The organism is Streptomyces sp. NPDC127097, from assembly GCF_042724075.1.
Taxonomy (GTDB): Bacteria; Actinomycetota; Actinomycetes; order Streptomycetales; family Streptomycetaceae; genus Streptomyces.
The window spans coordinates 150943-176109 of sequence record NZ_JBHXFI010000005.1 but is presented as its reverse complement, the minus strand read 5'-3'; the positions used below and the strand labels follow the sequence as shown (position 1 = coordinate 176109).

Here is a 25167-nt window from a genome sequence, read left to right as displayed (position 1 = left end):
TCATGGTCGGGGAGGACAAAAATCGGTTTGTCTCAGCCCGCGGTCAGCAGCGAAACAGGGGGCTGAGCTGCGGCTTCAGGCGCCGGGCCGGCCATCGAGCGGGCCGCGCGGACACAGGCCCAGAGCAGCACGTCGGGACCGGGCAGCCAGGGGTTGCGGACGTCCGGTGCCACCAGCCACCGGGAGGCGGACGGGCCGGCCGGGTCCGCGTCGGCCGGGGCGCCGGCGCCCGCGGCCCGGTCCACGGCGGGGCTCCGGCGGGGGTGCAGCGGCGGGATGGTGACCGCGTCACCGCTGCCGTGGCACAGCAGCGGCGGGACGGCGGTGGCCCACTCCTCCCAGACGAGCAGCGCCGGCAGCCGCTGGGCGGTGCCCGGGGCGGCGAACAGCAGGATGCGGCCGCGGTGCGCCGCCACCGGCCCCGAGCCGGGGCCGTCGGACCATAAGCGGTCCACCATCCGCCGCCCGAAGAGCGCCGGGGCGTTGATCACGTCGAAGGCGGTACCGCAGGGCAGTGCGCTGGGTGCGGCCGGCCGGGTGGCCCACAGGGCGTGCATCTCGTCCGGATGGGGGCTGGCCGAGGCGAGCCAGTCGGCGCCCGCGAGGGTGACATAAGCCGCGGTCGGAAAGGCCAGGGTGCGGGGGGTCTCAGGCAGCCAGTCGCTCATGGGGACAGGTCTACCCAGCCGGCACACGGTACTTGGCCGATTGGCGGAAAACGGGACGGGACGGTGGGGGAGCCGGTATCTTTCCCCCCTTGCATATGCCAGCGGCCCATGATCATGGACCATGGGCCGCTGGTGAGGCAGGTCGGGCGGGTGGGATTCCCGGGGGCCGTCGGGCCGGTGCGGTCAGTCCATGTCGCCCGGCAGGGTGCTGCCGCTGCGCATCAGGCTGCGGCCGAACTCGATCATCTTCTGCGCATAGTCCTCGGTCCACTCCGCCTGCTCGGCGAGCACGGCCAGCGGCAGCCGGTCGAACCGGCTGGGGTCGGACAGCTGGGCCGCGGCCAGCGCCTGGAACTCCGTGGCGCGGTCGGCCGCGGCGCGGAAGGCCAGGGTCAGCTCCGTGGCGCGGCCGAGCAGCTCGCGCGGGTCCTCCATCGACTCCAGGCCGAAGAAGTGCTCGGGGTCGGCGACGGCCTCGGGCGGCTCGAAGAGCAGCTGCGCGGGCTTCAGCCGCCGTGGTCCGGGCGCCGTACCACGCGGGTCGGGAGCCGGTCGCGGCTCGGACATGTACCTACCTCCAGATCGTGTGCCGCATTCCATTGTCCCGCTGCGCGCAAGTGGGCCCCGCGGAGTGGCCGTACGCGCTGCCGGGGCGCCGTCCGGGTGACGCTCCTAAGGGCGCCAGGTCACCCGGTGTTCCGCGAGATGGGCGAGGACGGCGTGGTTGGCTTCCCAGCCGTCCGGGAACTTGACCGTGACGCCGAGGCGGACCGGCTCGGTCGAGGGGTGTTCGTCCAGCAGGCCGGCGACGCCCGCCCGGCACACCACGATGCAGGCGTGCCGGTGGCGGGAGGCGAGCACGCACAGCCGACCGGTCTCCAGATGGAAGGCGGTGGCGTCGGGCCGGCCGGACAGCGGGTGCAGGACGACCGTGACATCGAACTCGCGGCCCTGGAGGCGGTTGGCGGTGTCCACCGCGACGCCGGTCACCCCCAGCTCGGCGAGCGCGGCGCGGACCGCCGCCGCCTGGTCACGATGGGCGGTGCCGACCGCGATCCGGGCGGCGGTCAGCGGTGCCGGGGCGGGCGCGGCCCCCTCCGCGGCCCCGGGCGCCTCGCTGGTCGTGGCGCCACCGCGGTCGAGGAGCCGGCGCACGACATGGGCCACCGCGCGCACCGCCTCCGGGTCCGTACGCGGGGTATGGCGGGCCGGAAGCTCCAGCAGGCCCCAGCCGGACTCGGCGGCCTCGTCCAGGACCCGGTCCACGCCCGAGCCGTCGCCCGGCACCCCGAACGCCAGCCGGCGGTCGCCGTGGCCGGTGCCGCTGCGGAACGGGGTGTACGGATAGAACGCGGCGGAGACCAGCGGCGCCGCTGAGGCGGGCAGCCGCCAGGAGACCGGCAGCCGGTGCTGTGGCAGGTCGGGGTTGTGGGCCAGGAGGGTGGCGACCGCGCTGGACGACGGGTCGTAGGCCAGCCCCGCCCACTGCTCCGCGCCGACCACGCTGAAGGGGTCCAGCTGGCCCGGATCGCCGACGAACAGCGCCCGCTCGAAGAGCCCGGCGACGCTCAGCAGCGCATCGGAGCGCATCTGATACGCCTCGTCCACGATGGCGTGCCGCCATGGCTCGTCGACCTTGGTGTACGCCCATTTCGCGGCCGTCGAGACCACGATGTCCAGCCCGGCCAGATCGGCGATCTTCGCGGACGTACGGACCGCGGGCAGCTCGGCCAGCGCCGGGTCGAACGCGCCGGGCTCGCTGCTGTGCAGCCGGCCGACCGGCAGCCGCGGATCCTTCTCGGCGAGCCGCAGCACCAGGTCGTCGACCTGGGCGTTGGTCTGTGCGACCACCATCAACGGGCGTCCGGCGGCGGCCAGTTCGCGGGCCGCCCGCACCACGAGGGTGGACTTGCCGGCGCCGGGCGGGGAGTCCACGACCACGCCGCGCCGGGTGCCGTGCAGGGTGTCCCGCAGGATCGCCTCGGTCGCCGCGGCGGCCGCGGCAGCGGGGTCGAAGGGACCGTCCGTAGTGGTTCCCCCACTGCCTGAACGGCGTGGGAGGTACCCCCATGGGTCCTGAGTGGCCGTCATACGGGAGCGTTCTCCAGGGTGGTCGAGGGCCGGGCGCCGGTCACAGGAAGTCCTCCGCGGTCACGGGGTCGGGGGCGGGGTGCGGCAGGTCCGCGGCGCCGGGCGGCGGGCCGCCATGGGTCCATGGGGTGTCCTCGGGATCCGGGAGCTCCGGGCCGCCGCGCGGGGCGTGCTCGAACAGCGTCCAGCACACCGCGTCGCCCGGCTCCGGCACCGAACCGGGCTCCGGCGTCTTCCCGCGCCCCATCCCGCCCGTCAGCCGGATCACCAGGATCCCCGGCTCCCCGGCCGCCACGTATTCGGCGGTCTGGGTCCTGCCGTCCGCCAGGGGACGGTAGAGCTTGCCGCCCCCGGACAGCTGCGGCCGGTCGGCCGTCCGCAGCGTGACCAGCGGGCGCGGCATCGGCCGCTTGCCCTCGGAGAAGGCCATCTCGACGGCGGTGACCGTGCCCTGGAACGCCTCCCCGGCCAGCCGGCGCCCGGCCATCACCAGCGGGTCGTCCAGGGCTTCCTGGGCGTCCAGTTGGGCCTGGGCGGTCTCCCGCGCGGACAGCTTCTGCGCGGCGGTGACGGCGTCGTCCTGCTTGGGCTGCGGGGGCTCCCCGGCGCGGATCCGGTCCCGGTGCGCGGTGTACGACCAGCGGTCGCGCTTCCAGCGGTCGGGGACCCGGGCGCCCGCGGGGAGCGTCCGCAGCAGGTCGATGCCGTGCCAGACGGCGTCCCAGGTCGGCCGCAACTGCCCCTCGACGAGGGTGCGGAGCGCCTCCTCGGCGCCCGGCAGCCCGGCGTCGTAGCGGGCCATCGCGGGGGCGAGCAGCCGGTTGTCGAACGCCGGGTCGGTGGCCGGGCCGGCCGGCGGGCACCGCAGCTGCCCGTCCGCGTCCCGCGCCGACTCCGCGAGCTCGGCCGCCGCCCGGCCCGACGTCCCCGGCGGCGGGTCGATCCAGGAGAGCAGCGCGCCCAGGTGCTGGTCCTCCAGCACGCTCTGGCCCGTCGCCCAATGGCGGGTCAGCAGGCCCGTCATGGACAGCAGCAGGCTCGCGCCCGGGACCCGCGCCCGCTCGCCGAAATGGGTCAGCCAGCGGCCCAGCAGTGGCACATGCGGCGGCGCGGGATACGGCGCCTCGGGCTCCTGCTCGGCCGTCCGCCGGAACCGCATCGAGCGGCCCAGCAGCCGGACGAACTCGATACCGGCGGCGCTCGGCACGATCAACTGCGGGGCATCCGCGCACAGTTCGACCTGCACCGGGACCTTCTTGCCGGTCTCCGGGTCGGTCTCCTTGCGCTCCTCCCACTCGATGGCGTCCGCGAAGCCGTCCACATACGGCAGCACCGTCTCCGCCAGCTCGGCGAGGAACGCGAACCGCAGATCGCGGTCGCGCGGCTGCGGCACGGCCAGCAGCGCCGGCTTCTCGCGGTCCGTGCCGACCAGCGCGCCCAGCGGGGCACCGGCCTCGCCCGCGGTCGTCAACGGGACGAACACCAGCGGGCGTTCGGCCAGATGGCGGTGCCGGACCGTGCACCGCGGCTGGGCGCGGCCCGCCGCCACCGCCTCCATCCGGGCCAGCGTCTCGATCAGTGACATCCCGGCTCCTCCGCTCGCGGTCCCGGCACGGTGGGGCGGGCCAGCGCCCCGTCCCGCAGCGCGGCGGCCCGCCGCAGCGCGACGACGGCCGGGTCGTCCGGCCCGTCGGCGGCAGGGGGCTCCGGATCCTGGGGACGGGCCGCCGCCAGCACCTCCTCGATGGTGCGCAGCCCGCCCAACTCGCCCCGGACGCCGCGCCCCAGCGCCTCCACCGCGCCGTCCGCACGGGAGCGCGTGCGGCAGTGGAAGGCCAGCTCGCACGCGGCCAGGCACTCGGGGGCGTAGGCCGCGCCGACCACCTCGACGGCCTCGGCCAGCTCCTCGGGCGGACGGGTCGCCGTCTTCCCGTCGTCCGCCAGCCGCAGGTCGAAGGTGGTCTCCGGGGGGAGGGCGGCGGCGATCTCCTCGACCCGGGTGAGCCGGGACAGCTGCCGCCGGGTCGTGGCCAGCTGCTTGCGGACGTCGACGGCGGCGGCCGTGGGGAGGTTGGAGAAGTCCTTCGGGCACACCAGCAGCACCCGGTCGCGCACCCGCACCGCGCGGCCGGTGTGCGCGGCGACATGACCGGCGACCGGCTCCAGGGCCAGCGCATACACGGCCGCCTGCCGCGCGGCGGCGCCCACCTTGGCGGCGTCCGCCGAACCGTCGATCATCGGGAAGGACTTGATCTCGACGACCGTCCAGCTGCCGTCCGGATGCACCACCACCGCGTCCGGCTCCACATAGGCCGGCGAACCGGCCACCTCGACGACCAGCATCGGATGGTCGAGCAGCGCCCAGCCGCCGGCCGCGGTCGCCTCGCGCAGCGCCAGCGCCGTACGCGCCGCCCGGCCCTCCGGCCCGGCTGCGGACAGCTCGGGGGTGGCGACCTCCTCCGGCACGGGCGGCGGGGTGCCCGGCGCCAGCCGCTCGTGCAGCAGCCGCAGCAGCTCCGTGCCGCCGTCGGCCTTCACCCGGGCCTCGAAGGCGTTGCCGCGGACGATCGCGAACTGGGACTGGCCGTACGCCGCCGGCGAGCCCAGTGCCTGGGCCAGCGCGCCCTTGTCGATGCCCGCGCCGTCCAGCAGCGCGCGGCGCCGGCAGCCGGGGTTGGCGGCCAGCGCGGCCAGCGCGCGGGCGTCGAGCGAGCGGGGGCGGACGCCGGGGCCGCGCAGCTCGGCGAGCCGCTGCCGCAGGCTCGGCGTGGCCGTCGGCTGCTCCGCCGGAGGGGCGGCCGACGCGGATCGACTCTCGCGCGAAACGTTCACCCGCGGAAGTCTCGCATCCGGCACCGACATGCGGGGCGCTCGCCCGCCGGCCGGCCGTCGCCGGATGCCGCTCCCCGCCCCCTGTGCCGTATCCGGGAGCGCCCCGGGGAGCCCGCCTCCGGGCGGGAGGCCCTCCCCGGTCAGGGACAAATCGACCTGATGCGCGATGATGGAAGGCCCGCGGTCACCGCCGCCCGCACCGAGCAACGAGCAGCCGAGCGATCGGCGAGAGGTACGACCATGGCAGCGCGCATATTCCTGGCCAGACACGGGCAGACCGAGTGGTCCCTCTCCGGCAGGCACACCGGCCGTACGGACGTCCCGCTGCTGGACGAGGGCCGGCGCGGCGCCAAGCTGCTGGGCGAGCGGCTGCACCGTGCCCCCTGGGGCGGACTGCCGGGTGTCGAGGTCCGCACCAGCCCCCTGGTACGCGCCAGTGAGACCTGTGAGCTGGCCGGCTTCGGCGACCGGGCGCAGCCGTGGGACGCGCTGATGGAGGTCGACTACGGCGCGTACGAGGGCCTGACCCCGGCCGAGATCAAGTCCGGCCGGCCGGACTGGCTCCTCTGGCGCGACGGGGTGCCGGAGGGGGAGACGCTCGCCGAGGTCGCCGCGCGGGCGGACGAGGTCGTCAGCTGGGCCCGGTCCGCCGACCGCGATGTGCTGGTCTTCGCCCACGGCCACATCCTGCGCACCCTCGGCGCCCGCTGGCTGGGCCTGGACATCTCCTTCGGCGCCCGGATCCGGCTGGACCCGACGTCCCTGTCGGTGCTCGGCTGGGCCTACGGCGAACCGGCGATCGAGCGCTGGAACGACACCGGACACCTGGGCTGACCGACGACACCGGACACCTGGGCTGAACGGCGACACCGGACGCCTGGGCCGAACGGCGGCCGCCCGGCCGGGGGCGGCGCCGCAGCCGCCTGACGGGGCGTCGGGCCCGGCCCGCGGGCGGCCGATGCCGGCGGGCGGGCCGTCAGCCGGCCGAGTCCCCGGCCGGCGTCCCGCCACCGGACCCGGCCGAGGCCGCGTGCCGCTCCAGGAAGTCGGCGACCACACCGCCGTCGTGGTGGGCCCGCAGCGTCCGGGCCGTCTCGTCGAGCATCGTCCGGATACGGGCCGAACGGACCTCCTCCAGCAGGGACAGCACCCGGCTCCCGGCCGCGGCGGCCTCCTCGGGCTCGCCGCTGTCCGCGAGATCGCCCGCGAGCTCCGCGGTGAACAGCGCGATATTGCGGGTGAAATGGGAATTCTGGAGCGCCACCGCCCGGCGCGCATGCTCCACCGCGCGCCCCGCGTCACCCAGCGCCGACCAGCACTGCGCCTCCAGGCCCGCCAGTTCGGCCTCGCCGTAGAACGTCATCCACTCCGGGTCGCCGTCCCGCGGCCCGCCCGCGAACAGCCGCTCGGCCCGCGCCAGCGCCTGCTCACAGCCGGCCCGGTCGGCCAGCCCCGCCCAGCCGCCCGCCTCCCGCAGCGCCAGCAGCGACAGCAGCCGCGGCGAGGCCAGCTGCTTGGCGGCCTGCTGCGCCGCCTGCGCGGCCCGCACCGCCTCCCGCGGCCGGCCGGCATCGCGGGCGAGGAAGGCCGTATTGCAGAACGCGTGCGCCTCCAGGGCGGCGTCACCGCAGACCCGGGCGGTGGCCAGGGCCTCCGCGTAGTGCGATCTGGCGTCGCCGAAGCGTCCCGAGTCATGCGCCAGCCAGCCGACGGTGATGGCGAGTTCACCCGCCCCCGCGTGCAGCCGGTCGGAGACCGATCTGCGCTGTACGCCCGCGTCCAGCAACTCGTAGGCGGCGCGCAGCGGCTGGGTGGCGCGGCGGTAGATGCCCTCCGCGCCGTGCCGGTCGTCCAGCAGCCGGATGTGGCGGACGGCCTCCTCGACCGCGGCGGCCTCGGCGGCTCCGGGCCGCCCGGTGGCGGGCGCGCGCGGGCCCGGCACATGGGCGGACGCGGCGGCGGCAGCGGCCTCGATGGGATGCAGGGCGGCGAAGCCCAGGGCTGCTGCCGGGCCGCCGGTGATGAACGCGCGACGCAGCACGTCGCTCTCCTCGCAGATCTGGATACGGGTATCGCGGTGGTCGGGGTCGGTTGCCAGGGGCGCGGCGCCGACCGCCGCCGTACGCGCCCCCCGTCCGCGTACCGCCTCGCGCGGCGCGAAGCCCATGTCGGGCAGCGTCAGCCCGGGGAACATGTGCCGGAACACCCGCTCGTAGGCGTAGTTCGGACACCGGATCTCCCCGGACTCGACGCGGCCCACATAGCGGGCGTCGCACGAGACCTGTTCGCCGATCTCACGGGCGGACCGTCGGACCGCCGCCGCGAACTCGCCCGGTGACAGCCGGCCGCGCAGCTGTCGGAAAGCGAGGTTCGGGCGGGCGGGTACGGTGCGGGACGACGCTGAACTAGCTGCTGGCGACGCCATGGCGGACCCTCTCCGTGCCCTCTCCGTGCCATCAGGTGGCGTTGCCGCCTCCTGGCGGTGCGGCGGGTTGACCGTACCGGCTGTGATGGCTCCGATACGCACAGTTTGGCTACAAATCGGATATCTCGCGCGCGATCTGCCATGAACTGCCATCCTTTGCAGCGTTACGCCGCCGTAGCTGTTGACACGTCCGGCCGTTGAAGTCGGTGTAAAGGCTCGGGTACGTGCAGGAGGAGGGGTTCTCCGTGTGGGAGACCGGCGTGAGCAGGGGCGGCAACGGGTCCGCGGGCCGGGCCGGCGGCGGGCGGGGGCCGGCCGTCGCGGCCGGGACACCGGCCGTACCGGCCCAGGCGTGTGACCTCGTCACGGTGCCCGCCCGGCAGGGTCTGGAAGCCGTCGACATCCTCCGGCTGCGGGACGGGGTCGGCCCCGTCCTGCACGACGGCGCCTGCGACACCCTCGGCTTCCTCGTGCCCGCGGGCACGGCGGACGGCTGGGACGTGCCGGGCAGTGCCTGCACCCAGACCTCCGGGCGGGGGATCGCCCTGGGCGCGCTGTGCGAGGAAGGGGCCCCGGAGGAGCCGCCGGTGACCGGCACCGGCTGGCTGGTGCCGCCGGAGGGCGCGGGCGCCGCCGCCACCGATCCGGCCGTCCTGCGCGCGGCACTCGGCGAGGCGGCCCGCACGATCGAGGCCGTCGACCGCTGTCAGTGACCCCGGCCGGGCCGCCTGCGAGAGGGCCGTACGCGAGCGGGCCACACGCGGGAGGGGCCGCACGCGAAAGGGGCCGTCCGGCCACTGCCGGGCGGCCCCTTCGGGCGGGCGGGACTCCGAGGTCAACCCCTAGTGCGCGGCCGGGGTGCTGTCCCGCGCCGGGCGGGGGATGGTGGTGGCGCCGCGGCGGTCGCCGAGCCGGCGCTGTACGCCGCGCAGCAGCCGCGCCGCGGTGAAGGCCGCGCCGTACACGAAGCGCATCGACGGGCCGAACGACGGCGCGGACAGCAGCCCCGCGAAGAACAGTCCGGGCCAGGACGATTCGAACCCGGCGCTCAGTTCGGGCGCCCGGCTGCCGCCCACCGTCCGCAGGGTGGTGCGCACCCGGGGGTGGAGCAGCCGCAGCCGCCCGAGGTCCGGGGTGAAGCCGGTGGCCGCCACCACGTGGTCGGTGTCGATGGTCTCGGAACCGCCGTCCGTATGGGTGAGTTGGAGCCGCACCCCGTCCTCGTGAGGAGTCGCCGCCCGGATCCGGTGGCCCAGCAGGACCGGCACCGCCGGCTCGAAGCGCTCCCGCAGCCACCACGCGCCCGCCGGGCCCGGTACGTGCGTGGCGAGACGCACCCGGGTCGCCGGGGGCAGCCGGCGCACCGCCCCGGGCAGCTCCGACCACAGCCAGCTCGGCCAGCCGGTGCCGAGCCCGGAGTGCGGTGCGCGCAGCGCCCGCAGCCGGCCGCGCTCCAGTGGCGGTGGCGGGGCGTGCCAGTGCAGCTCGTCGGCGCGGGCCACGAGGCGGGGCCGGGCGCCCTGTTCGGCCAGCAGGGTCGCGGTCTCCAGCGCGGACTGCCCGGAGCCGATCACGGTGACGTCCTGGCCGCCGAAGCGGCGCAGATCGCGGTGGTCGCTGCTGTGCGAGGCGAGTTCCGGGGGCAGTTCGAGCAGCGGCCAGGGGCGGTTGACGAACGGCAGCACACCGACGGCGAGCACCACGGTCCGGGCCGCGATCTGCTCGCCGGTGTCCGTCTCGACGTGGAAGCCGTCACCGTCCGGGCGTACGGCGGTGACGGTGACCTCCTCGACCTGCGGCACCGCCCGTTCGCCGAACCAGCTGCCGTACGCGGCGAAGGTGCCGAGGGGCAGCGGGACGCCGTGCTCGGCGGTCAGCTCGTGGGCGGCGCAGTAGTCGGCCAGGGTGTGGCCGCCGGCCGGGTCGGAGAGGTCGGTCGACCAGGGCGCGGACGTGAGGAGCATGCCGTCGGGCATGTGATCGCGCCACGAGGCCATCGGCCGGCCCAGGACCCGCAGCCGCAGTCCGGCCGCCGCCGCGTGCGCGGCGATCGAGAGTCCGTAGGGGCCGGCGCCCACCACGACGAGGTCGTACATGGAAGTTCCCTGCGCTTTCTCTTTGTGTGGTGAGGTGCGGGGCGGTGCTGTGCCTGGCAACTGCCCCCCGCCTACCGATTCGAGAGCGGCGACGGATCCGGCGACGGATCCGGCGACCGTGCCGGATCCGGCAGTGACACGCTCGCCGGGGGGAGCGCGGCCGCCCGCCCCTGGCGTGGCGGTACCGCGGTCGGGCCGCCGCGCCGGGCCGGGGTGTCGGCCAGGGCCTGCTCGTACACGGACATCAGGGCCTCGGCGCTGCGGGCGATGTCGTAGCGCCGCACCACGGGCGGCACCGGCAGCCGGCCCGGGCCCTGGCGTCGCAGTTCCCGTAGGGCGGTGGCCAGTTCATGGACGTTGAGGCCGAAGTGGCGGGCGCCGGGGGCCTGGTCGGCGGGGAGTTCGTCGACGGCCGGGCAGCTGCCGTAGAGGACGTGCAGGCCGGACGCGAGCGCCTCCAGGACGGCCAGGCCGAACGCCTCGTCCGGGGAGGGCGAGACGAAGACGTCGATGGCCGAGAGCAGCCCGGGGATATCGGGCCCGGCGGCCCCTCGGCCGTCGGGTGCCCCCTCGGCCGTTCCACCGACTGCCCCATCGACCGCCCCATCGACCGCCCCGTCACGTTCGCCCAGCAGATGGATCCGGTCGCCCGAGCCGAACTGCTCCGCCATCCGCCGCAGCATGTCCCGCTCCGGTCCCGCGCCCGCCAACAGCAGGTGTACGCCCGGAAGTTGGGTCACCGCCCGGACCAGTACGTCGAACCGTTTGCCGGGCACCAACCGCCCTGCGCCACCGACCACGAAGGCGTCCAGCGGCAGCCCCAGCCGGGTCCGCACCAGCGCCCGTGCCCCCGGATCGAATCCAAAACGGTGTGCCTCGATGCCGTTGGGCACCACATGGATCCGCTGCTCCGGTACGCCCCAGCGGCGCAGCCGGGCGGCGACGGTGTCCGAGACGGCGACGGTGGCCGTCCCCAGCCGTTCGGTGGCCCGGTAGAGCGTGCGGACGCCACGGGTCAGCCGGCGGCCCTCGATGACCGCGTCGCCCAGGGAGTGTTCGGTGGCGACCACGGCCCGTACGCCGGCCAGCCGGGCGGCGACCCGGCCGTAGACGCAGGCCCGGTAGAGGTGGGTGTGCACCAGGTCGTAGCCGCCGTCGCGGATCAGCCGGGTGAGACGGGGGAGCGCGGTCAGGTCCCGGTTGCCGGTCATCCCGAGGTGGGTGACGGGGGTGCCGTCGGCCTCGATGCCCTCGGCGACCGGGCCCGGACTGGTCAGGGTGAGGACCTCGCAGGGCACGGGGAGCCGGCGCAGCAGCAGCCGCAGCTGCTGTTCGGCGCCGCCCACGTCGAGGTCTGTGATCACATGCAGAACCTTCACCGGATGCCTCCAGGGGTAGCGGCCGGGGTCGTGGTCCGGTCGGGGGGCAGGGCACGGCGCCGCAGCGGATGCCGGGCGCGGTCACGGGGGTCCGGCGGGTCCCAGGCGTGGTCGCCCCCGGGTCTGCCGGGCAGGGCGGGCACCGCGGCGGTGCGGCCGGGGCGGGGCGGCGGCGCGCCCGCGCTCATCTGCCCTCCAGCCGCACCACCGAGGCCACGGTGCGCAGCAGGATCAGCAGGTCCAGCCGCAGCGACCAGCTGTCGATGTAGAGATTGTCGAAGCGGGCCCGGTCCTCGATGGAGGTGTCGCCGCGCAGCCCGTGCACCTGCGCCAGGCCGGTCATGCCCGCCGGCATCCGGTGCCGGGCGCCGTACTCCGGGCAGCTGCGGAGGAACTGCTCGACGAAGAAGGGGCGTTCCGGCCGCGGCCCGACCAGGCTCATCTCGCCGCGCAGCACGTTCCACAGCTGCGGCAGCTCGTCCAGCGAGGTGCGCCGCAGCAGCCGGCCGGTCCGGCTCATCCGGTGCTCGTCGGCCAGGCTCCAGCGCGTCGCCGCCTCGTGTGCGTCGCTCGGGTGCCAGGTGCGGAACTTCAGCAGGGTGAAGGTGCGGCCGCCGCGGCCGATGCGTTCCTGCCGGAAGAGCACGCCGGGACCGTCGGCGAGCCGGACGGCGAGGGCGCAGCCCAGCAGCAAGGGCGCCGTGAGCACCAGCGCGGACGCGGCCAGCGTGAGGTCCAGCAGCCGTTTGCTCCCGCCGCCGTGCCGGGGCGGGGCGGTCTCCAGACGCCGGCAGGGGAAGCCCCACAGATGGTCGGTGCGGGCATGCGGGGTCCGGCCCTCGCGGGCTGCGGCGGGGCCTGCCAGCCAGACGGCCGAGCCCTGGTCGATGAAGCGGCCCAGCAGCGCGGCGGTGTGCGGATCGCCGTACGGCGGCAGGGTGAACACCACGTCCCGCACGGTGTGCTGGATGACGGCCCGGGTGAGGTCGGGCGCGGAGCCGATCCGCGGCAGCGGCGGGCCGGTGGGGGACGGGAGCGCGTCCGCGGGCCCGCCGGGCGGCAGGGACGGCGGGGTGACCACCCCCACCGGGCGCATCCCGGACTCGGGGTGGGCGTGCAGCACGGCGGCGAGCTGCCCGGCCGCCGGGTCGGTGCCGACGATCAGCGTGGCGCGCGGCCGGCGGCGGGCGGCCCGGCGGCGGGCCCGGTGGACCGCGGCCCGGCCGCCGCAGACCAGCGCGGTGTGCCCGGCCACCGCACCGGCCAGCAGGACCGGCGACAGCGCCTGTCCGGGGCGTACGGCGGCGAGCACCGCGGCCGCCGCGCACCAGCAGACGGCGGACCGGCCCAGCAGCGTCGGCAGTTCGGTCAGCACTCGCGGGGCGGGGCCGGGGCGGTAGAGGCCGGCGTGGGAGTGGAGCAGCAGCAGGCCCGCCAGCAGGAGGCCGAGGGCGGCGGGTGGCGTCGTGGCGCCGAGGACGAGCAGCGCGGTGGCGGCGGTGGCCAGCGCGTCGGCGGCCAGCAGCGGGGCGACGGTCCGCCGCCGTACGCCGCGGCCGGGCCGGGGCGGGGGCAGGGTTTCCCGCCCCGGCCCGCGGGGCGGACGGACCGCGGCCGCCGGGCGGGGGACCGCCGGCCGGGGCGGGACCCGGGCGGCGCGGTGCGCGTCCGCGCTCTCCGTCGTCATCGGCTGATCCGCTCTCTGCTCTCCGGGCACGGCGGGAATTTCCGGGACAGCCCTTGGCTCAGCGCCGGGTATCGGTCTGGACGAAGAGCGCGCCGAGCAGATATCCGGGATCGCGGGTGGTGAAGCGGAAGGTGAGCCCATCGCCGCCGGGCCGCAGCGCGGGGGTGATGTCGAATACGTCGGAATCAAATCCGAGTGTGTTCCGGTAAGCGGGCCACCGCACCGTGGGCCGGCCGAAATCGGTGACCGTCGAATTCATCACGTCGGTCGCCGGATTGGCGGCGTCGCGGACCGTCTGCGCGGTGTGCCGGCCGGCCCGGACGGAGAGCGTGTCATTTCCGCGGCCGCGGTCGCCGTCGTATGCCACCACGCCGGCCCGGCCGTGTGAATTCACCGGGATGCGCGGTCCGGGCAGCCGCAGCGAAAGCTCCCGGCGGTCCGCGCCCAGCGCCTGGAAACCGTCCCACAGCGCGATGCCGCGCAGCGGCTGCTTTTTGTTCTCGTATGCGGCCACCAAAGTCCAGCCGCCCCAGACGCCGGTGCGGGAATGGCCCGTCGCCATATTGATCTGCGCCACGGTATAGGCGCCGGCGCCGCTGCTGCGCACCAGTCGGGTGACATCCGCGGACGCCTGGAATCCCTCGGCCGCGGAATGCGGGCGGTGTCCGCTCAGGGTGTCGGCGATCACCTGCCGGTACCGGCCGCCGGGCTCGGCGATCAGCACCCGGCCGTTGTTCCCGGCGGTCTGCTGTGTGCCGCCGCGGAGGCTGCCGCCCCAGTACAGCCGGGCGTCACTCACCCGGGAGCCGGCCGGGATGCGCAGGGTGGCGCTGCTGGAGTTGGCGGCGCGGGCGGTACCGCCGTGCTGAGTGGCGTGATTGCGCCCGGTGAAAGGAATTCGTGCGGATTCCCCGGGGGCCGGTGCGGCCACTGCCGAAGACCGGGCGGCCGACAATGCCAAGGACGCCGGCGCGCATACGACGCCGCGCCCGGTGCGGTCCATCGACTTCCGCATGTCTTCCTCTCCGACTTCAATCAGTCAAACAGGAGAGCACTCTGACAGAAATCATGTTGGAAACCGCGGCAGGCGCGCCGGACCTCGGCCGGCGGCGGCCATTCAGGGGAATGCCGGAGTTCGTATCGCCCGGCTGTTACTGCCAGAAGGGCTAACGATTTCCCGGAAGAGGGAATGCCCGCATCCCTGCCTCATTTCGCTCGTTGTGACCGGTTGCCCCATTCGCGAACTGAAAGGAGAATGGGATGAAGCGGTTTGTTACGACCGCCGCGGTGACTGCGGCCGGCTGTGCCATGGTTCTGGGTGGCGCAGGCATCGCATCCGCAAGCGGGGACCACGGGCGTCACCGTGGCGACCACTACCGTCACGACCACCGCGGTCTTTACAACCACCGCAGTGGTGCCAACGCGGCGGGCTTTGCGGCGGGTTCCCCGGGCATTCTCAGCGGTAACAATGTCCAGGTCCCGATCAACATCCCGATCAACATCTGCGGCAACAGCCTGAACGCTGCCGCGCTGCTGAACCCGGCATTCGGAAACGTCTGCCTCAATAGGTGACCCGCCCGCCGGTCCGGATCGACCTCGGACCGGCACGGGTCGTGATGTGCAGTTGGCGGATCGCCCCTGACCTCGGTCGTGGGTGGTCCGCCACTCTGCCCCCTGCCTCCGGGCCCCGGCTCTCCCGCGCACCGCTATCGCGCTGACCAGCGGATACGGCATCCCGGGCACCGGCCATACTGGAGGACATGGCGAAGAGCAGACGCGGGCGCGGTGGCCCGGAACCCGTCACCGGAACGGTGGACGGCGGGCGTGCCGAGCTACGGCCCGACCGGGACCGGCCACGCGGCTGGACGCTGCTGATCGACGGTGCCCCGCAGTCCCATGTGGACCTCGACGACCCGGCGTATCTGGACTTCCCCTATCAGCGGCGGCTCGGGCACATCGCCGATCTGGCCGGACCGGCCGGCAAACCGCTGCGCGTCGTCCATCTCGGCGGCGGCGCCCTGACCCTGGCCCGCTACATCGCCGCGACCCGCCCGCGGTCCACCCAGCAGGTCGTGGAGATCGATACGGCCCTGGTCCAGCTGATACGACGGCAGCTGCCGCTGGACAGCGGCTGGCGGATACGGGTGCGCGGCGGCGACGCCCGCGCCGGCCTCGCGAAGGTCCCGGACGGCTGGGCGGATCTGATCATCGCCGATGTCTTCGCCGGCGCCCGCACGCCCGCGCATCTGACCAGCACCGAATTCGTGACGGAGGTTCACCGGGCGCTGCGGCCCGGCGGGTTCTACGCGGCGAATCTCGCCGACGGGCCGCCGCTGCGGTTTCTGCGCGGCCAGCTCGCCACCGTCCGTACGGTCTTCCCCGAGCTGTGTCTGACCGCCGACCCGGCCGTCCTGCGCGGCAAGCGCTTCGGCAACGCCGTGCTGCTGGCCGCCGAAGCGGAGCTGCCCGTCGCCGAACTGACCCGGCGGGCGGCGACCGATCCCCAGTCCGGCCGGGTCGAACACGGCCGCGCGCTGCGGGACTTCACCGCCGGCGCGCCCCCGGTCACCGACGCCACCGCCACCGCCTCGCCCGCCCCGCCGGCCGACGTCTTCGACTGACGCGGACGGGCGCACGGCAGGGGCCGCTCCGCGGGACGTCCTTGACGAACACGGCCCCGTCGCTCGCCGGAGGACTGGAGCGCGCCTTCACCGCCGTAGGCGAGACGGCCCGCCCCGCAGCCCCGAACCGACCGCTGCGGCTGAGCCGCGTCCGGAACGGGAACCGGCGGGCGAGTGAAGAAAGCCGATCGTGGGCACTCGCGAAGGGGCGCGCACGGCGCGCCTCGGAATGCACGCAGGAGAGTCACCACTGAGGAGGCGTAAGCATGAGCACGGTGAAGGAGACGGTGGACGTCGAGGTCCCGGTCCACACCGCCTACAACCAGTGGACGCAGGTCGAGGAGTTCCCCAAGTTCATGGAGGGCGTCGAGAAGGTCACCCAGCTCGACGACCGCCACAACCGCTGGACCACCAAGATCGGCGGCGTCCGGAGGGAGTTCGACACCGAGATCGTCGACCAGCTTCCCGATGACCGGATCGCCTGGCGCACCACGAACGGCGAGACCCAGCAGAAGGGCCTCGTCTCCTTCCGGCGCCTGGACGAAACGCACACCCGGGTGGAACTCGTGATGGATGTCGAGCCCAGCGGGGCGGCGGAGAAGACCGCTGACCTGACAGGCACCATCGGCCGGCGGGTCAAGGGTGATATGCAGCGCTTCAAGCACTACATCGAGCAGCGGGGCGTCGAGAGCGGCGCCTGGCGCGGTCGCATCACGCCGGGCTGACCGGCGGAGACTTGGGCCCGGAGCCCGGAGCCCGGAGCCCGGAGCCCGGAGCCCGGAGCCCGGAGCCCGGGCGCGGCCACGGCATGTGGCTCCGCCCGGGTCCGGTCCCGGCACCCTAGGTCGCCTGATTGCTGGTCTGCACGGTCGGCGGATGGCCGTTCCAGGTGCAGATCACGGACGTGTGCCCGCCGCTGCCGGTGAAGTCGACCCGCAGCCACCCCACTTGCTTCCACACCTGCATCTCCCAGCCCGGGTTCGGGGTCGCCGACACCAGCTCGGCGGACCGGTCGTCCATGTCGAGGACCACCCGGCCGCCCGACGTGGAGTAGCTCCTGACCTGGCCGTCGGACACCGGCGCGGTACCGCCCGGCCGGTCGGGGGCCGGGGGCCGGGGGCGGGCTGAGCCGGTGGGCGACGGCGTGGCCGGGTGTGACGGCGCGGGGTCGTCGGGTGTCGTGCTGCGGGTGGGGGAGGGGGTCGGCTTGGGGCGGTGGGTGGAGGAGACCCGCGGGGTGGCGCCGTCCAACTTCCCTCCCGAGGAGCCCACTTGGCTGGTCAGGGGCAGGGCACGCGGGGCGTCGTACATCGTGCCGGACAGCACGGTGTGCACGCCGAACCACGACAGGGCGGCCGCGGCCCCGGTCGCCAGCGTCCAGGCCGCCACGTGAACCAGTCCTCGTTGCATTGGGCTCATACTGCACCACCGGCCCGCCCGGTGGCAGTCCGGGCCGGGCACCGCGGACCGCACCGCCCCGCTGTCAACTCCGGTCCGGAGATGTCGCCCGCATGGCGTACGGTGCCGCCCATGGCAAGTGTGCTCGTGGTCGAGGACGACCAGTTCGTACGCTCGGCCCTCATCCGGCATCTGACCGAGGCCGGCCATACGGTACGCAGTGTCGGTACCGCGCTGGAGGCGCTGCGCGAGGTGGCCCACGTCGGCTTCGACGTCGTCATCCTCGACCTCGGTCTGCCCGACCTGGACGGGGGCGAGGCGCTCAAAATGCTTCGCGGCATCACCGATGTCCCAGTGATCATCGCCACAGCCCGGGACAACGAAGCCGACATCGTACGGCTGCTGAACGACGGCGCCGACGACTACCTCACCAAGCCGTTCTCCGTCGAGCACCTCTCGGCCCGGATGGCGGCCGTACTGCGCCGCTCCCGGGCCACCGCGGCCGGTGCGGAACCGCCCTCACGGGTGATCCGGGTCGGCGGCCTGTCCATCGACCCGCTGCGCCGGCAGGCCGAACTGGACGGCGTCGCGCTCGACTTGACCCGCCGGGAGTTCGATCTGCTGGCCTTCCTCGCCGGCCGGCCGGGCGTCGTCGTCGCCCGCAGGGAACTCCTCGCCGAGGTCTGGCAGCAGTCCTACGGCGACGACCAGACCATCGACGTCCATCTGTCCTGGTTGCGCCGCAAACTGGGGGAAACCGCGGCGCGGCCCCGCTACTTGCACACCCTGCGGGGTGTCGGGGTGAAGCTGGAGCCGCCGCGGTGAGCGTCACACGCGCGGCCGCCGGGCCGCAGGCGGCGGAGACAGCCGCGTCTCCGCGCCTCGTGGGCGGAGCGGCAAAGGGTGAGAATCAGTGAGATGGGCCCTGGTCAAGGTGGCGTTGGCGGTCACCGCGATGGTCGTGGTCGCCTTCGCCGTCCCCCTCGGGCTGGTCGTCAAGGAACTGGCCCGCGACCGCGCCTACTCCAACGCCGAGCGGCAGGCCGCCACCATCGGCCCGGTCCTCGCCATCACCACCGACCGCGGCCAGCTGGAGCGCGCCGTCGCCAGCGCCGAGACCGGCTCCGGCGGCCGGATCGGCGTCCATGTCCCGCCCGGCGGCAAGAACGACAGCCCCACCGAGATCGGCACCCGGCGCGCCCCGCAGGCCGATGTGGCGGCCGCCGTCAAGCTGGGCCGGGCGTCCCTCTCACCGGTCGCCGGCGGCACCTCGCTCCTCCAGCCGACCGCGGTCGCATCCGGTATCGCCGTCGTCGAGGTGTTCGTCCCCGATGAGGCGCTCACCCGGGGCGTCGCCACCTCCTGGCTGCTGCTGGCCGGCGTCGGCCTGGCGCTGGTCATCGGCTCGGTCGCGGTCGCCGACCGGCTCGGCACCCGCATGGTGCGGCCCGCCGAACGGCTGGCCGGGGCCGCCCACGACCTCGGCAAGGGCAAGCTCGGCGTCCGCGTCCTGGAGGACGGCCCCAAGGAACTGCGGTCCGCGGCCAGCGCGTTCAACGCCATGGCCGACCAGGTCGTCCAGCTGCTCGCCAATGAACGGGAGCTGGCCGCCGACCTCTCGCACCGGCTGCGCACCCCGCTGACCGTGCTCCGCCTCAACGCCGCCTCGCTCGGCGATTCCCCGGCCGCCGACCAGACCCGGTCCGCCGTCGAGCAGCTGGAGCGCGAGGTCGACCAGATCATCCGCACCGCCCGCGAGCAGAAGGCCCAGACCCAGCAGGCGGCCGCCGTGGCCGGCTGTGACGCCGCCGAGGTGATCCGCGAGCGGATGGCGTTCTGGTCGGCGCTCGCCGAGGACGAGGGCCGGACGGTACGCGTCGCCGGGGCGGACCGCCCCGTACGCCTCCCCGTAGCCCGCCCCGATCTCGCCGCCGCCCTGGACGCGATGCTCGGCAACGTCTTCCGGCACACCCCCGAGGGCACCGCGTTCGCGGTCGATGTCCACAACGCGGAAGAGGCGGTGATCGTGCTGGTCTCGGACGCCGGGCCGGGCATCGCCGACCCGGACGCCGCGCTGCGCCGCGGCCATGGCGGCGGTGGGGACGGCTCCACCGGCCTCGGGCTGGACATCGTGCGCCGGCTGGCCGAGTCCACCGGCGGCGACGTCCGCATCGGCCGCTCGGTGTACGGCGGGACCGAGGTGCGCGTCTGGCTGGCGCTGGACGGCGGGGGCGCCCCGCACGGCGGACGGCGCGGCCGCCGGCTGAGCCGCTCGCTCTGTGCCCGGGGGCGGCGGGCCCTGCGTATCGACACCTGAGCGGGGCACCGGCCGGGCGGCACGGCGGGCAACTGCCAGGGGCTCTTAACCACCCCCTTCCGCCACCTTAAGGCCGCCATAATTCCGCCAACTGCCGGACCATTCCCGACATTTGTCCGTTTCACTGTCGCTAGCGTGCGGGACGCACCACGGTGCACTCCCACCCCCCCCATGCGACGACAGGCAGGCACGAGATGAGTCCCTCGGTACACCGCCGGCGCACCAGCCGCACCACCAAGCTGATCGTGACCGGTGCGGCCGCCGCGGTCGCGGCCGGCGGCGCCTTCGCCGTCGCCGGCTCCGCCCTGGCCGCCAAGGCACCCCGGACCGCCGGCCCCACCGCGAAGGCGGCGGCCGGCTTCGCCCCGTACGTCGACACCTCGCTCAGCCCCGCCTACGACCTGGTCGACACCGCCAAGAAGACCGGGGTGAAGACCTTCCATCTCGCCTTCGTCACCTCCGGCGGCGGCTGTGTGCCCAAGTGGGGCGGCTCCGGCGAGCTGGGCGACGACGCGGTGGCCCGGCAGATCCCGGCGCTGCGCGCGGCCGGCGGCGACGTCCGGATCTCCTTCGGCGGCGCCAACGGCTCCGAGCTCGGCGTGGCCTGCGGCTCCACGGGCGAACTGGCCACCGCCTACGGCAAGGTCATCGACCGGTTCAAGCTCACCAAGGCCGACTTCGACATCGAGGGCGGCGCCCTGCCGAACACCGCCGCCAACACCCGCCGTGCCCAGGCCATCACCCAGCTCCAGAAGAAGCACCCCGGCCTCGACGTCTCCTTCACCCTGCCGGTCATGCCCGAGGGCCTGACCCAGGACGGGGTGAACCTGCTCGCCGACGCCAAGAAGAACGGCGTGAAGATCTCCGCCGTCAACATCATGGCGATGGACTACGGCCCCGCCTACAGCGGCGACATGGGCACCTACGCCACCCAGGCCGCCACCGCCACCCAGGGCCAGCTCAAGAAGGCTCTCGGCCTCAGCGACGCGGCCGCCTGGAAGACCGTCGCCGTGACCCCGATGATCGGCGTCAACGACGTCCAGAACGAGGTCTTCCGCCGCGCTGACGCCACCGAGCTGGTGAAGTTCGCCCGGACCAAGCACCTGGCCTGGCTGTCGATGTGGTCCTCCACCCGGGACCGGGCCTGCCCCGGCGGCACCGGCAACTCCGCGCAGCCGACCTGTAGTTCCATCGAGCAGCAGCCGCTGGACTTCACCAGGGCCTTCGGCGCGTACAAGGGCTGACCCCCACCGGCGGTCCGCCCCCACGGACCGCCCGTCCCCCAGGCCGGGGCGCAGCGGGCTCCCCCCCCCCGCTGCGCCCCGCCGTCTTCCTCTCCACGGCACGCCCTCACGGCGCCTCACGGTCACCTGTCTGCTTCACGCTCACCCTCTGTGTGGCCGACGGCACCCTCGGCGACCTGGTGAAGATCACCACGGCCCTCGGCGCCTGATGGTGACCACCGGCGACATCCTCGCCCCGCCCGGCCCGGACCCGACTCGCCCCCGGCCTCGGACCCCGACTCGCCCCGGCCCCGTCCCCTATATAGGCGGCTCGGCCGGACGCCCACAAACGCCAAGGCCCCCGACCTGAGGTCGGGGGCCTTGAAGTGGGGTGAGTAACGGGACTTGAACCCGCGACATCCTGGACCACAACCAGGTGCTCTACCAGCTGAGCTATACCCACCATGACCGGTGCTGTGTGGTTCTTTTTCCCCACCGGCTGAGAAAAAGTGTACAGGGTCCCGGGGGGTGCTCGCGCCCAGGTTTCGCGTCCCGGGCCCGAGGGCGTGTCGTGCGGGTCACGGTGGCCCCGTGGGCACCCGCACGACACGCGCCCTGTGGCTTGCTACGGCGTGGACTGCGGCTCAGCAGGAAGGACGTGCTTGGCGGCGATGGCCTTCGCGGTGTCCGAGTCGGGGCCGGGCTGCGGCACGAAGACCGCCTCCCGGTAGTAGCGCAGTTCCGCGATGGATTCACGGATGTCCGCCAGCGCCCGGTGGTTGCCGTTTTTGTCCGGACTGTTGAAGTAGGCCCGCGGGAACCAGCGCCGGGCCAGTTCCTTCACGGAGGAGACATCGACGATCCGGTAGTGGAGGTAGCTCTCCAGCGTCGGCATGTCGCGCAGCAGGAAGCCGCGGTCGGTGCCGACGGAATTGCCGCACAGCGGCGCCTTCCCCGGCTCCGGCACATGCTGCTTGATGTACGCAAGCACCTGCGCCTCCGCCGCCTCCAGCGTCGTCCCGCCGTCGAGCTCCTCCAGCAGCCCGGAGGCGGTGTGCATCTGGCGCACCACCTCCGGCATGGTGCCGAGCGCCCCGGCCGGAGGGCGGATCACCACATCCACCCCGTCGCCCAGCACATTCAGCTCCGAGTCGGTGACCAGGGCGGCCACCTCGATGAGCGCGTCATTCGCCAGCGAGAGTCCGGTCATCTCGCAGTCGATCCACACCATGCGATCGTTCATACATCTCACCCTACGGGGCGCTCCCGCTGTCCGGGCAGCACGGGGCGGCCAGGACCCCGGCCGACCGGGGATTCCGGCAGCCGGGAGGCGTAGGCGTCCGACTGCGGTTTGCCCGCTTCGGCCGCTTCCGCGGTCGCCAGCCCGTGGCCGGCCAGCGCGGCGGCGGCGTACCGCTCCCCGCTGCCCGCGCCGAGCATCGCCCGCTCGCGCTCCGGCCGCTCGGCACGCTCCGGTCTGAGCGCGGGCTCGGATCCCCCGTTCTGCGGCCGGCGCGCGCGGTACGCCGCACGGTAGGCCGCGGGCGAGGCGCCCAGCTGTCGCCGGAAGTGGCCGCGCAGGGCGACCGGCGAGCGGAAGCCGCAGCGCCCGGCGACCTCGTCCACCGAATAGTCGGAGGTCTCCAGCAGCCGCTGGGCCTGGAGCACCCGCTGGGTGATCAGCCACTGGAGCGGGGCGCTGCCGGTCAGCGAGCGGAAGCGCCGGTCGAAGGTGCGCCGGCTCATGTACGCACGCGCGGCCAGCGTCTCCACGTCGAACTGCTCGTGGAGGTGCTCCAGCGCCCAGGCGACGACCTCGGCGAGCGGGTCGGCGCCGATCTCTTCAGGTAATGACCTGTCCAGGTAGCGCTGGTGCCCCATATCGGACGCGGTCCGGCGGGGCGGCACGACGAGCCGGCGGGCCAGCGCGTTCGCGGCGTCCGCGCCGTGGTCGGTGCGCACGATGTGCAGACACAGGTCGATACCGGCCGCCGTTCCCGCGGACGTGAGCACATCGCCGTCGTCGACGAAGAGCTCGCGGGGGTCCACATGGACGGACGGGTAACGCTTGGCGAGCGTCGGTGCGTACATCCAGTGGGTGGTGGCCGGGCGGCCGTCGAGCAGTCCGGCCGCGGCGAGGACGAACGCCCCCGTGCACAGCCCGACGATTCTGGCGCCTTCTTCATGCGCGCGGCGCAGCGCGTCGAGCGCCGCGGGCGGCGGCGCCTGGGTGATGGATCGCCAGGCCGGAACGACGACCGTCCCGGCACGGGAGATCGCCTCCAGCCCGTAGGGGGCGGAAAGTTCGAGCCCCCCGGTCGTGCGCAAAGGCGCATCTTCGCCCGCGCACACAAGCAGCCGGTACCGCGGAACGCCTGCGTCCTGTCGGTCGATGCCGAAGACCGAGAGCGGAATGGAGCTCTCGAAAATGGGGCCGCCGCTGAAGAGGAGCACCGCGACTATTTCGCGGCGTCGTCGGGCGGCGAGCTTGCGTGCGGCATCTGGTACGGCAGCGGAGTCCTGGCTCATGGCACTTAAGCCCCCCTCGGTCGTCTCGCCCTCTCGGTCCTGCACAGTTCCCCCGCCATTGCTACCAAGATCGAATCTACTGTGTTCCGTGAGGATGGAGTGCCAAGTTCACCACCCGCTGGTATGTCGATATGGCAACTTGGCGCGAAGCATTCGATCACGAAGCGTTCCACTCGTCGGGCCTACATGGGAAGTACGCGTCTCGGCTCTGCCCGTTCGCAGTAGGGCACAACCATGCCCAGCGGTCCTTTCCTCCCTGCTCACACCAGGGTTGAGGGGTGCCACGGGCAAGGTGGGGACCTCGGCCGGAAGTTGGCTGAAAACGGTCGCGCGCAGACTTGCAGACGCCTCAATCGACCGGCGTACGCCCTTCGGAGTGCCGACCGCCCCCGTGCGCTGTCGTCCCTGAACGTCCGCTTCTGTCCCGGTGTCGTCCGACCTCGCGCACGCGGACGCGTGCGGCGGTCCGTTCGGAATGCCGCAACAGCGCGCGACAGGCGCAGGTCACCGCGGCCAGACCGGCGGCGGCGCCGGCCGCACCGGCCCAGGACGTACCGCTGAAGATCAGTACGAGGGGCACCAGGGCGCAGCTGAACGCGCCCCAGCGCACCACGTCGCTCACTGGGTCGGGTGATCTGTCGGACGGCAACGGCACCGCGCACTCCCCTCGGACGGGCTGCTACTACAACGCGGCCGACGATCATGGGTCACCGCGAGGGGTACGTACGGGGGCAGGCCGGGGCATTGCCATCCGCGCCACGCTCCGGCATGCTCCGGGGAACGTTCGAGGCCCCACCCACCTCGCACGGGCGCTCCGCGTCCGCGGCGGGCTCTGGGCAGCGGGGGAGTGGCGCCGTACTCTTGGGGTATCGGGTTGGGAAGATGATTCCCAGTCGTATCGTTCCTCTTTGAACTATGGCTCCCGCACTTCGGGCGAGTCAGCTCAGTCAACTGCCGGATCAAGTCAATCGCCGTTCCCCGTTCGCCCCTCCGCAAGAGGACGTCCTCGCCGAGACACCAATGGCCGGTCACGAAATCCCCGAACCCGCGGACCGCAAGCAGGTCGCCGATCCCCTGGCGGACCTCGAAGCGGCGGAAAAGACGCGCCACTCCTGCGACCCCGCCTTCCGGCACGGCGTCGTGGTCGGCTTCGACGGCTCCATGTCGAGCGAGCGCGCATTGGCGTATGCAATCGGTATGGCCCGGCGCCTCGGCTCCGGTTTGATCATCGTCCATGTGGCCAACCGGCTGCCGACGACCGTCTGGGCGGGCTGTGAGCCCCCCGTCTTCGTGGACGTGCCGGATCACCGCACCGAAGTGCTCGGCCTGGAGCTGGCGTGTGCGGATCATCTCACCGAGGTGCCCTGGATCCTCGTCGAGCGCGGCGGGGACATCTGCCATGAGCTGGAGGAGGTCGGCCGGGAGTACGAGGCCGACGCGATCGTGGTCGGCTCCACGCACGGCATCGTCGGCCGGATCTTCGGCTCGGTGGCCGGCCGGCTGGCCCGCCGGGCCCAGCGCCCGGTGATCGTGATTCCCTGACGCGCCCGCGCCCCTCGGCGTCCGTTCAACTCCCCGTGCCGCACCGCCTCTTCAGGCGATCTTTCTCCCCGTCATGCACACAGGTGCGGGGGCGTCATGAGGATTGTGCGCAGCCGCACTTCCGCCGACGCGGCAAGGTGAATCGGGCGTCCGCGAGGGGTAGAAATCCGTCACGTGGGCGCGCCGCGTCACGGGCCCGGCGGCCGCGCGCACGGCAACTTCGTGCTGCCGGCCGGGAGGTGACGGCTCCCGGGGCGGCGGCATCCCGCCGGCGTATGGGCGACGCCGGCAAAGGGGAGGCGGCGGCACACCCAGCGCCGCGGCGACCTTCTCCTGGAGCCCGGCCATCCCGCCGCAGC

22 protein-coding genes, 1 tRNA gene and 1 pseudogene are annotated in these 25167 nt (G+C 73.9%); 9 read left to right on the top strand and 15 right to left on the bottom strand.

Features of this window, described 5'->3' with window-relative positions; genetic code table 11:
• Positions 1–32: 32 nt before the first annotated feature.
• The 5 genes from ACFWJW_RS07250 to ACFWJW_RS07230 all read right to left on the bottom strand — a co-directional run bounded on the left by ACFWJW_RS07250 (position 33) and on the right by ACFWJW_RS07230 (position 5591).
• On the bottom strand, positions 33–668 hold the full coding sequence (locus ACFWJW_RS07250; RefSeq protein WP_387236197.1) for a bifunctional DNA primase/polymerase: 636 nt from the start codon (positions 666–668) through the stop codon (positions 33–35).
• Positions 669–851: 183 nt separating this feature from the next.
• Positions 852–1235, bottom strand: a complete 384-nt coding sequence (locus ACFWJW_RS07245) for a hypothetical protein (RefSeq protein ID WP_387236194.1) — start codon at positions 1233–1235, stop codon at positions 852–854.
• Between the two features lie 105 nt (positions 1236–1340).
• Positions 1341–2759, bottom strand: coding sequence for an AAA domain-containing protein (locus ACFWJW_RS07240; protein WP_387236191.1), 1419 nt, complete (start codon positions 2757–2759; stop codon positions 1341–1343).
• Positions 2760–2799: 40 nt separating this feature from the next.
• Entirely contained in the window at positions 2800–4344 is a 1545-nt protein-coding gene (locus tag ACFWJW_RS07235; RefSeq protein ID WP_387236188.1) for a hypothetical protein, read from the bottom strand.
• Positions 4335–5591, bottom strand: a complete 1257-nt coding sequence (locus tag ACFWJW_RS07230; RefSeq protein WP_387236185.1) for a hypothetical protein — start codon at positions 5589–5591, stop codon at positions 4335–4337. Before ACFWJW_RS07230 ends, ACFWJW_RS07235 begins: the two co-directional genes overlap by 10 nt.
• Positions 5592–5831: 240 nt before the next feature.
• On the opposite strand from ACFWJW_RS07230, the gene ACFWJW_RS07225 reads away from it, so the two are divergent.
• Entirely contained in the window at positions 5832–6425 is a 594-nt protein-coding gene (locus tag ACFWJW_RS07225; RefSeq protein WP_387236182.1) for a histidine phosphatase family protein, read from the top strand.
• 142 nt (positions 6426–6567) lie between these two features.
• Here the strand turns inward: ACFWJW_RS07225 and ACFWJW_RS07220 are convergent, their stop codons facing one another.
• Entirely contained in the window at positions 6568–8016 is a 1449-nt protein-coding gene (locus ACFWJW_RS07220) for a tetratricopeptide repeat protein (protein ID WP_387236179.1), read from the bottom strand.
• Positions 8017–8240: 224 nt separating this feature from the next.
• Here ACFWJW_RS07220 and ACFWJW_RS07215 point away from each other — a divergent pair, with 224 nt between their 5' ends.
• Positions 8241–8729 carry a hypothetical protein gene (locus ACFWJW_RS07215; RefSeq protein WP_387236176.1) on the top strand — a complete coding sequence of 163 codons (489 nt, stop codon included), beginning with the start codon at positions 8241–8243 and terminating at the stop codon, positions 8727–8729.
• Between the two features lie 129 nt (positions 8730–8858).
• Here ACFWJW_RS07215 and ACFWJW_RS07210 read toward each other — a convergent pair whose 3' ends face one another.
• From ACFWJW_RS07210 to ACFWJW_RS07190, 5 genes are all read right to left on the bottom strand, one after another.
• Positions 8859–10112: an NAD(P)-binding domain-containing protein gene (locus ACFWJW_RS07210; protein ID WP_387236173.1), complete on the bottom strand. Its 1254-nt coding sequence runs from the start codon at positions 10110–10112 to the stop codon at positions 8859–8861.
• Between the two features lie 71 nt (positions 10113–10183).
• Positions 10184–11491 (bottom strand): glycosyltransferase, encoded by a 1308-nt coding sequence (locus tag ACFWJW_RS07205; RefSeq protein ID WP_387236170.1) that lies wholly within the window; start codon positions 11489–11491, stop codon positions 10184–10186.
• Positions 11488–11679: a hypothetical protein gene (locus ACFWJW_RS07200; protein WP_387236167.1), complete on the bottom strand. Its 192-nt coding sequence runs from the start codon at positions 11677–11679 to the stop codon at positions 11488–11490. Before ACFWJW_RS07200 ends, ACFWJW_RS07205 begins: the two co-directional genes overlap by 4 nt.
• Positions 11676–13178, bottom strand: a complete 1503-nt coding sequence (locus tag ACFWJW_RS07195; RefSeq protein ID WP_387236164.1) for an exopolysaccharide biosynthesis polyprenyl glycosylphosphotransferase — start codon at positions 13176–13178, stop codon at positions 11676–11678. The genes ACFWJW_RS07200 and ACFWJW_RS07195 overlap by 4 nt, the downstream gene beginning before the upstream one ends.
• A gap of 58 nt (positions 13179–13236) precedes the next feature.
• Positions 13237–14193: a hypothetical protein gene (locus ACFWJW_RS07190; RefSeq protein ID WP_387236161.1), complete on the bottom strand. Its 957-nt coding sequence runs from the start codon at positions 14191–14193 to the stop codon at positions 13237–13239.
• Between the two features lie 245 nt (positions 14194–14438).
• On the opposite strand from ACFWJW_RS07190, the gene ACFWJW_RS07185 reads away from it, so the two are divergent.
• The 3 genes from ACFWJW_RS07185 (at position 14439) to ACFWJW_RS07175 (ending at position 16524) form a co-directional block, all read left to right on the top strand.
• Complete coding sequence (locus ACFWJW_RS07185; protein WP_387236159.1) at positions 14439–14750, top strand: chaplin; 312 nt, start codon at positions 14439–14441, stop codon at positions 14748–14750.
• 188 nt (positions 14751–14938) lie between these two features.
• A complete protein-coding gene (locus ACFWJW_RS07180; RefSeq protein WP_387236156.1) occupies positions 14939–15799 on the top strand; it encodes a spermidine synthase in 861 nt (286 codons plus the stop codon).
• Between the two features lie 266 nt (positions 15800–16065).
• Positions 16066–16524: an SRPBCC family protein gene (locus ACFWJW_RS07175; RefSeq protein WP_387236153.1), complete on the top strand. Its 459-nt coding sequence runs from the start codon at positions 16066–16068 to the stop codon at positions 16522–16524.
• 115 nt (positions 16525–16639) lie between these two features.
• On the opposite strand, the gene ACFWJW_RS07170 is transcribed toward ACFWJW_RS07175, so the two are convergent.
• Entirely contained in the window at positions 16640–17218 is a 579-nt protein-coding gene (locus ACFWJW_RS07170; RefSeq protein ID WP_387236150.1) for a hypothetical protein, read from the bottom strand.
• 111 nt (positions 17219–17329) lie between these two features.
• On the opposite strand from ACFWJW_RS07170, the gene ACFWJW_RS07165 reads away from it, so the two are divergent.
• The 3 genes and pseudogenes from ACFWJW_RS07165 to ACFWJW_RS07155 form a co-directional block, all read left to right on the top strand.
• Positions 17330–18022 carry a response regulator transcription factor gene (locus ACFWJW_RS07165; protein WP_387236147.1) on the top strand — a complete coding sequence of 231 codons (693 nt, stop codon included), beginning with the start codon at positions 17330–17332 and terminating at the stop codon, positions 18020–18022.
• A gap of 88 nt (positions 18023–18110) precedes the next feature.
• On the top strand, positions 18111–19514 hold the full coding sequence (locus ACFWJW_RS07160) for an ATP-binding protein (protein WP_387236144.1): 1404 nt from the start codon (positions 18111–18113) through the stop codon (positions 19512–19514).
• 353 nt (positions 19515–19867) lie between these two features.
• A pseudogene (locus ACFWJW_RS07155) lies at positions 19868–20758 on the top strand (chitinase); the annotation flags it as partial.
• Between the two features lie 366 nt (positions 20759–21124).
• On the opposite strand, the gene ACFWJW_RS07150 reads toward ACFWJW_RS07155, so the two are convergent.
• The 3 genes from ACFWJW_RS07150 to ACFWJW_RS07140 all read right to left on the bottom strand — a co-directional run bounded on the left by ACFWJW_RS07150 (position 21125) and on the right by ACFWJW_RS07140 (position 23266).
• A tRNA-His gene (locus ACFWJW_RS07150) sits at positions 21125–21200 on the bottom strand.
• Between the two features lie 162 nt (positions 21201–21362).
• Entirely contained in the window at positions 21363–21980 is a 618-nt protein-coding gene (gene orn, locus ACFWJW_RS07145; RefSeq protein WP_387236141.1) for an oligoribonuclease, read from the bottom strand.
• A gap of 5 nt (positions 21981–21985) precedes the next feature.
• Complete coding sequence (locus ACFWJW_RS07140; protein WP_387236138.1) at positions 21986–23266, bottom strand: GlxA family transcriptional regulator; 1281 nt, start codon at positions 23264–23266, stop codon at positions 21986–21988.
• Positions 23267–24286: 1020 nt separating this feature from the next.
• Between ACFWJW_RS07140 and ACFWJW_RS07135 the strand changes: the two genes are divergently transcribed.
• Positions 24287–24808, top strand: a complete 522-nt coding sequence (locus ACFWJW_RS07135) for a universal stress protein (protein ID WP_093646379.1) — start codon at positions 24287–24289, stop codon at positions 24806–24808.
• Positions 24809–25167 lie beyond the last annotated feature (359 nt).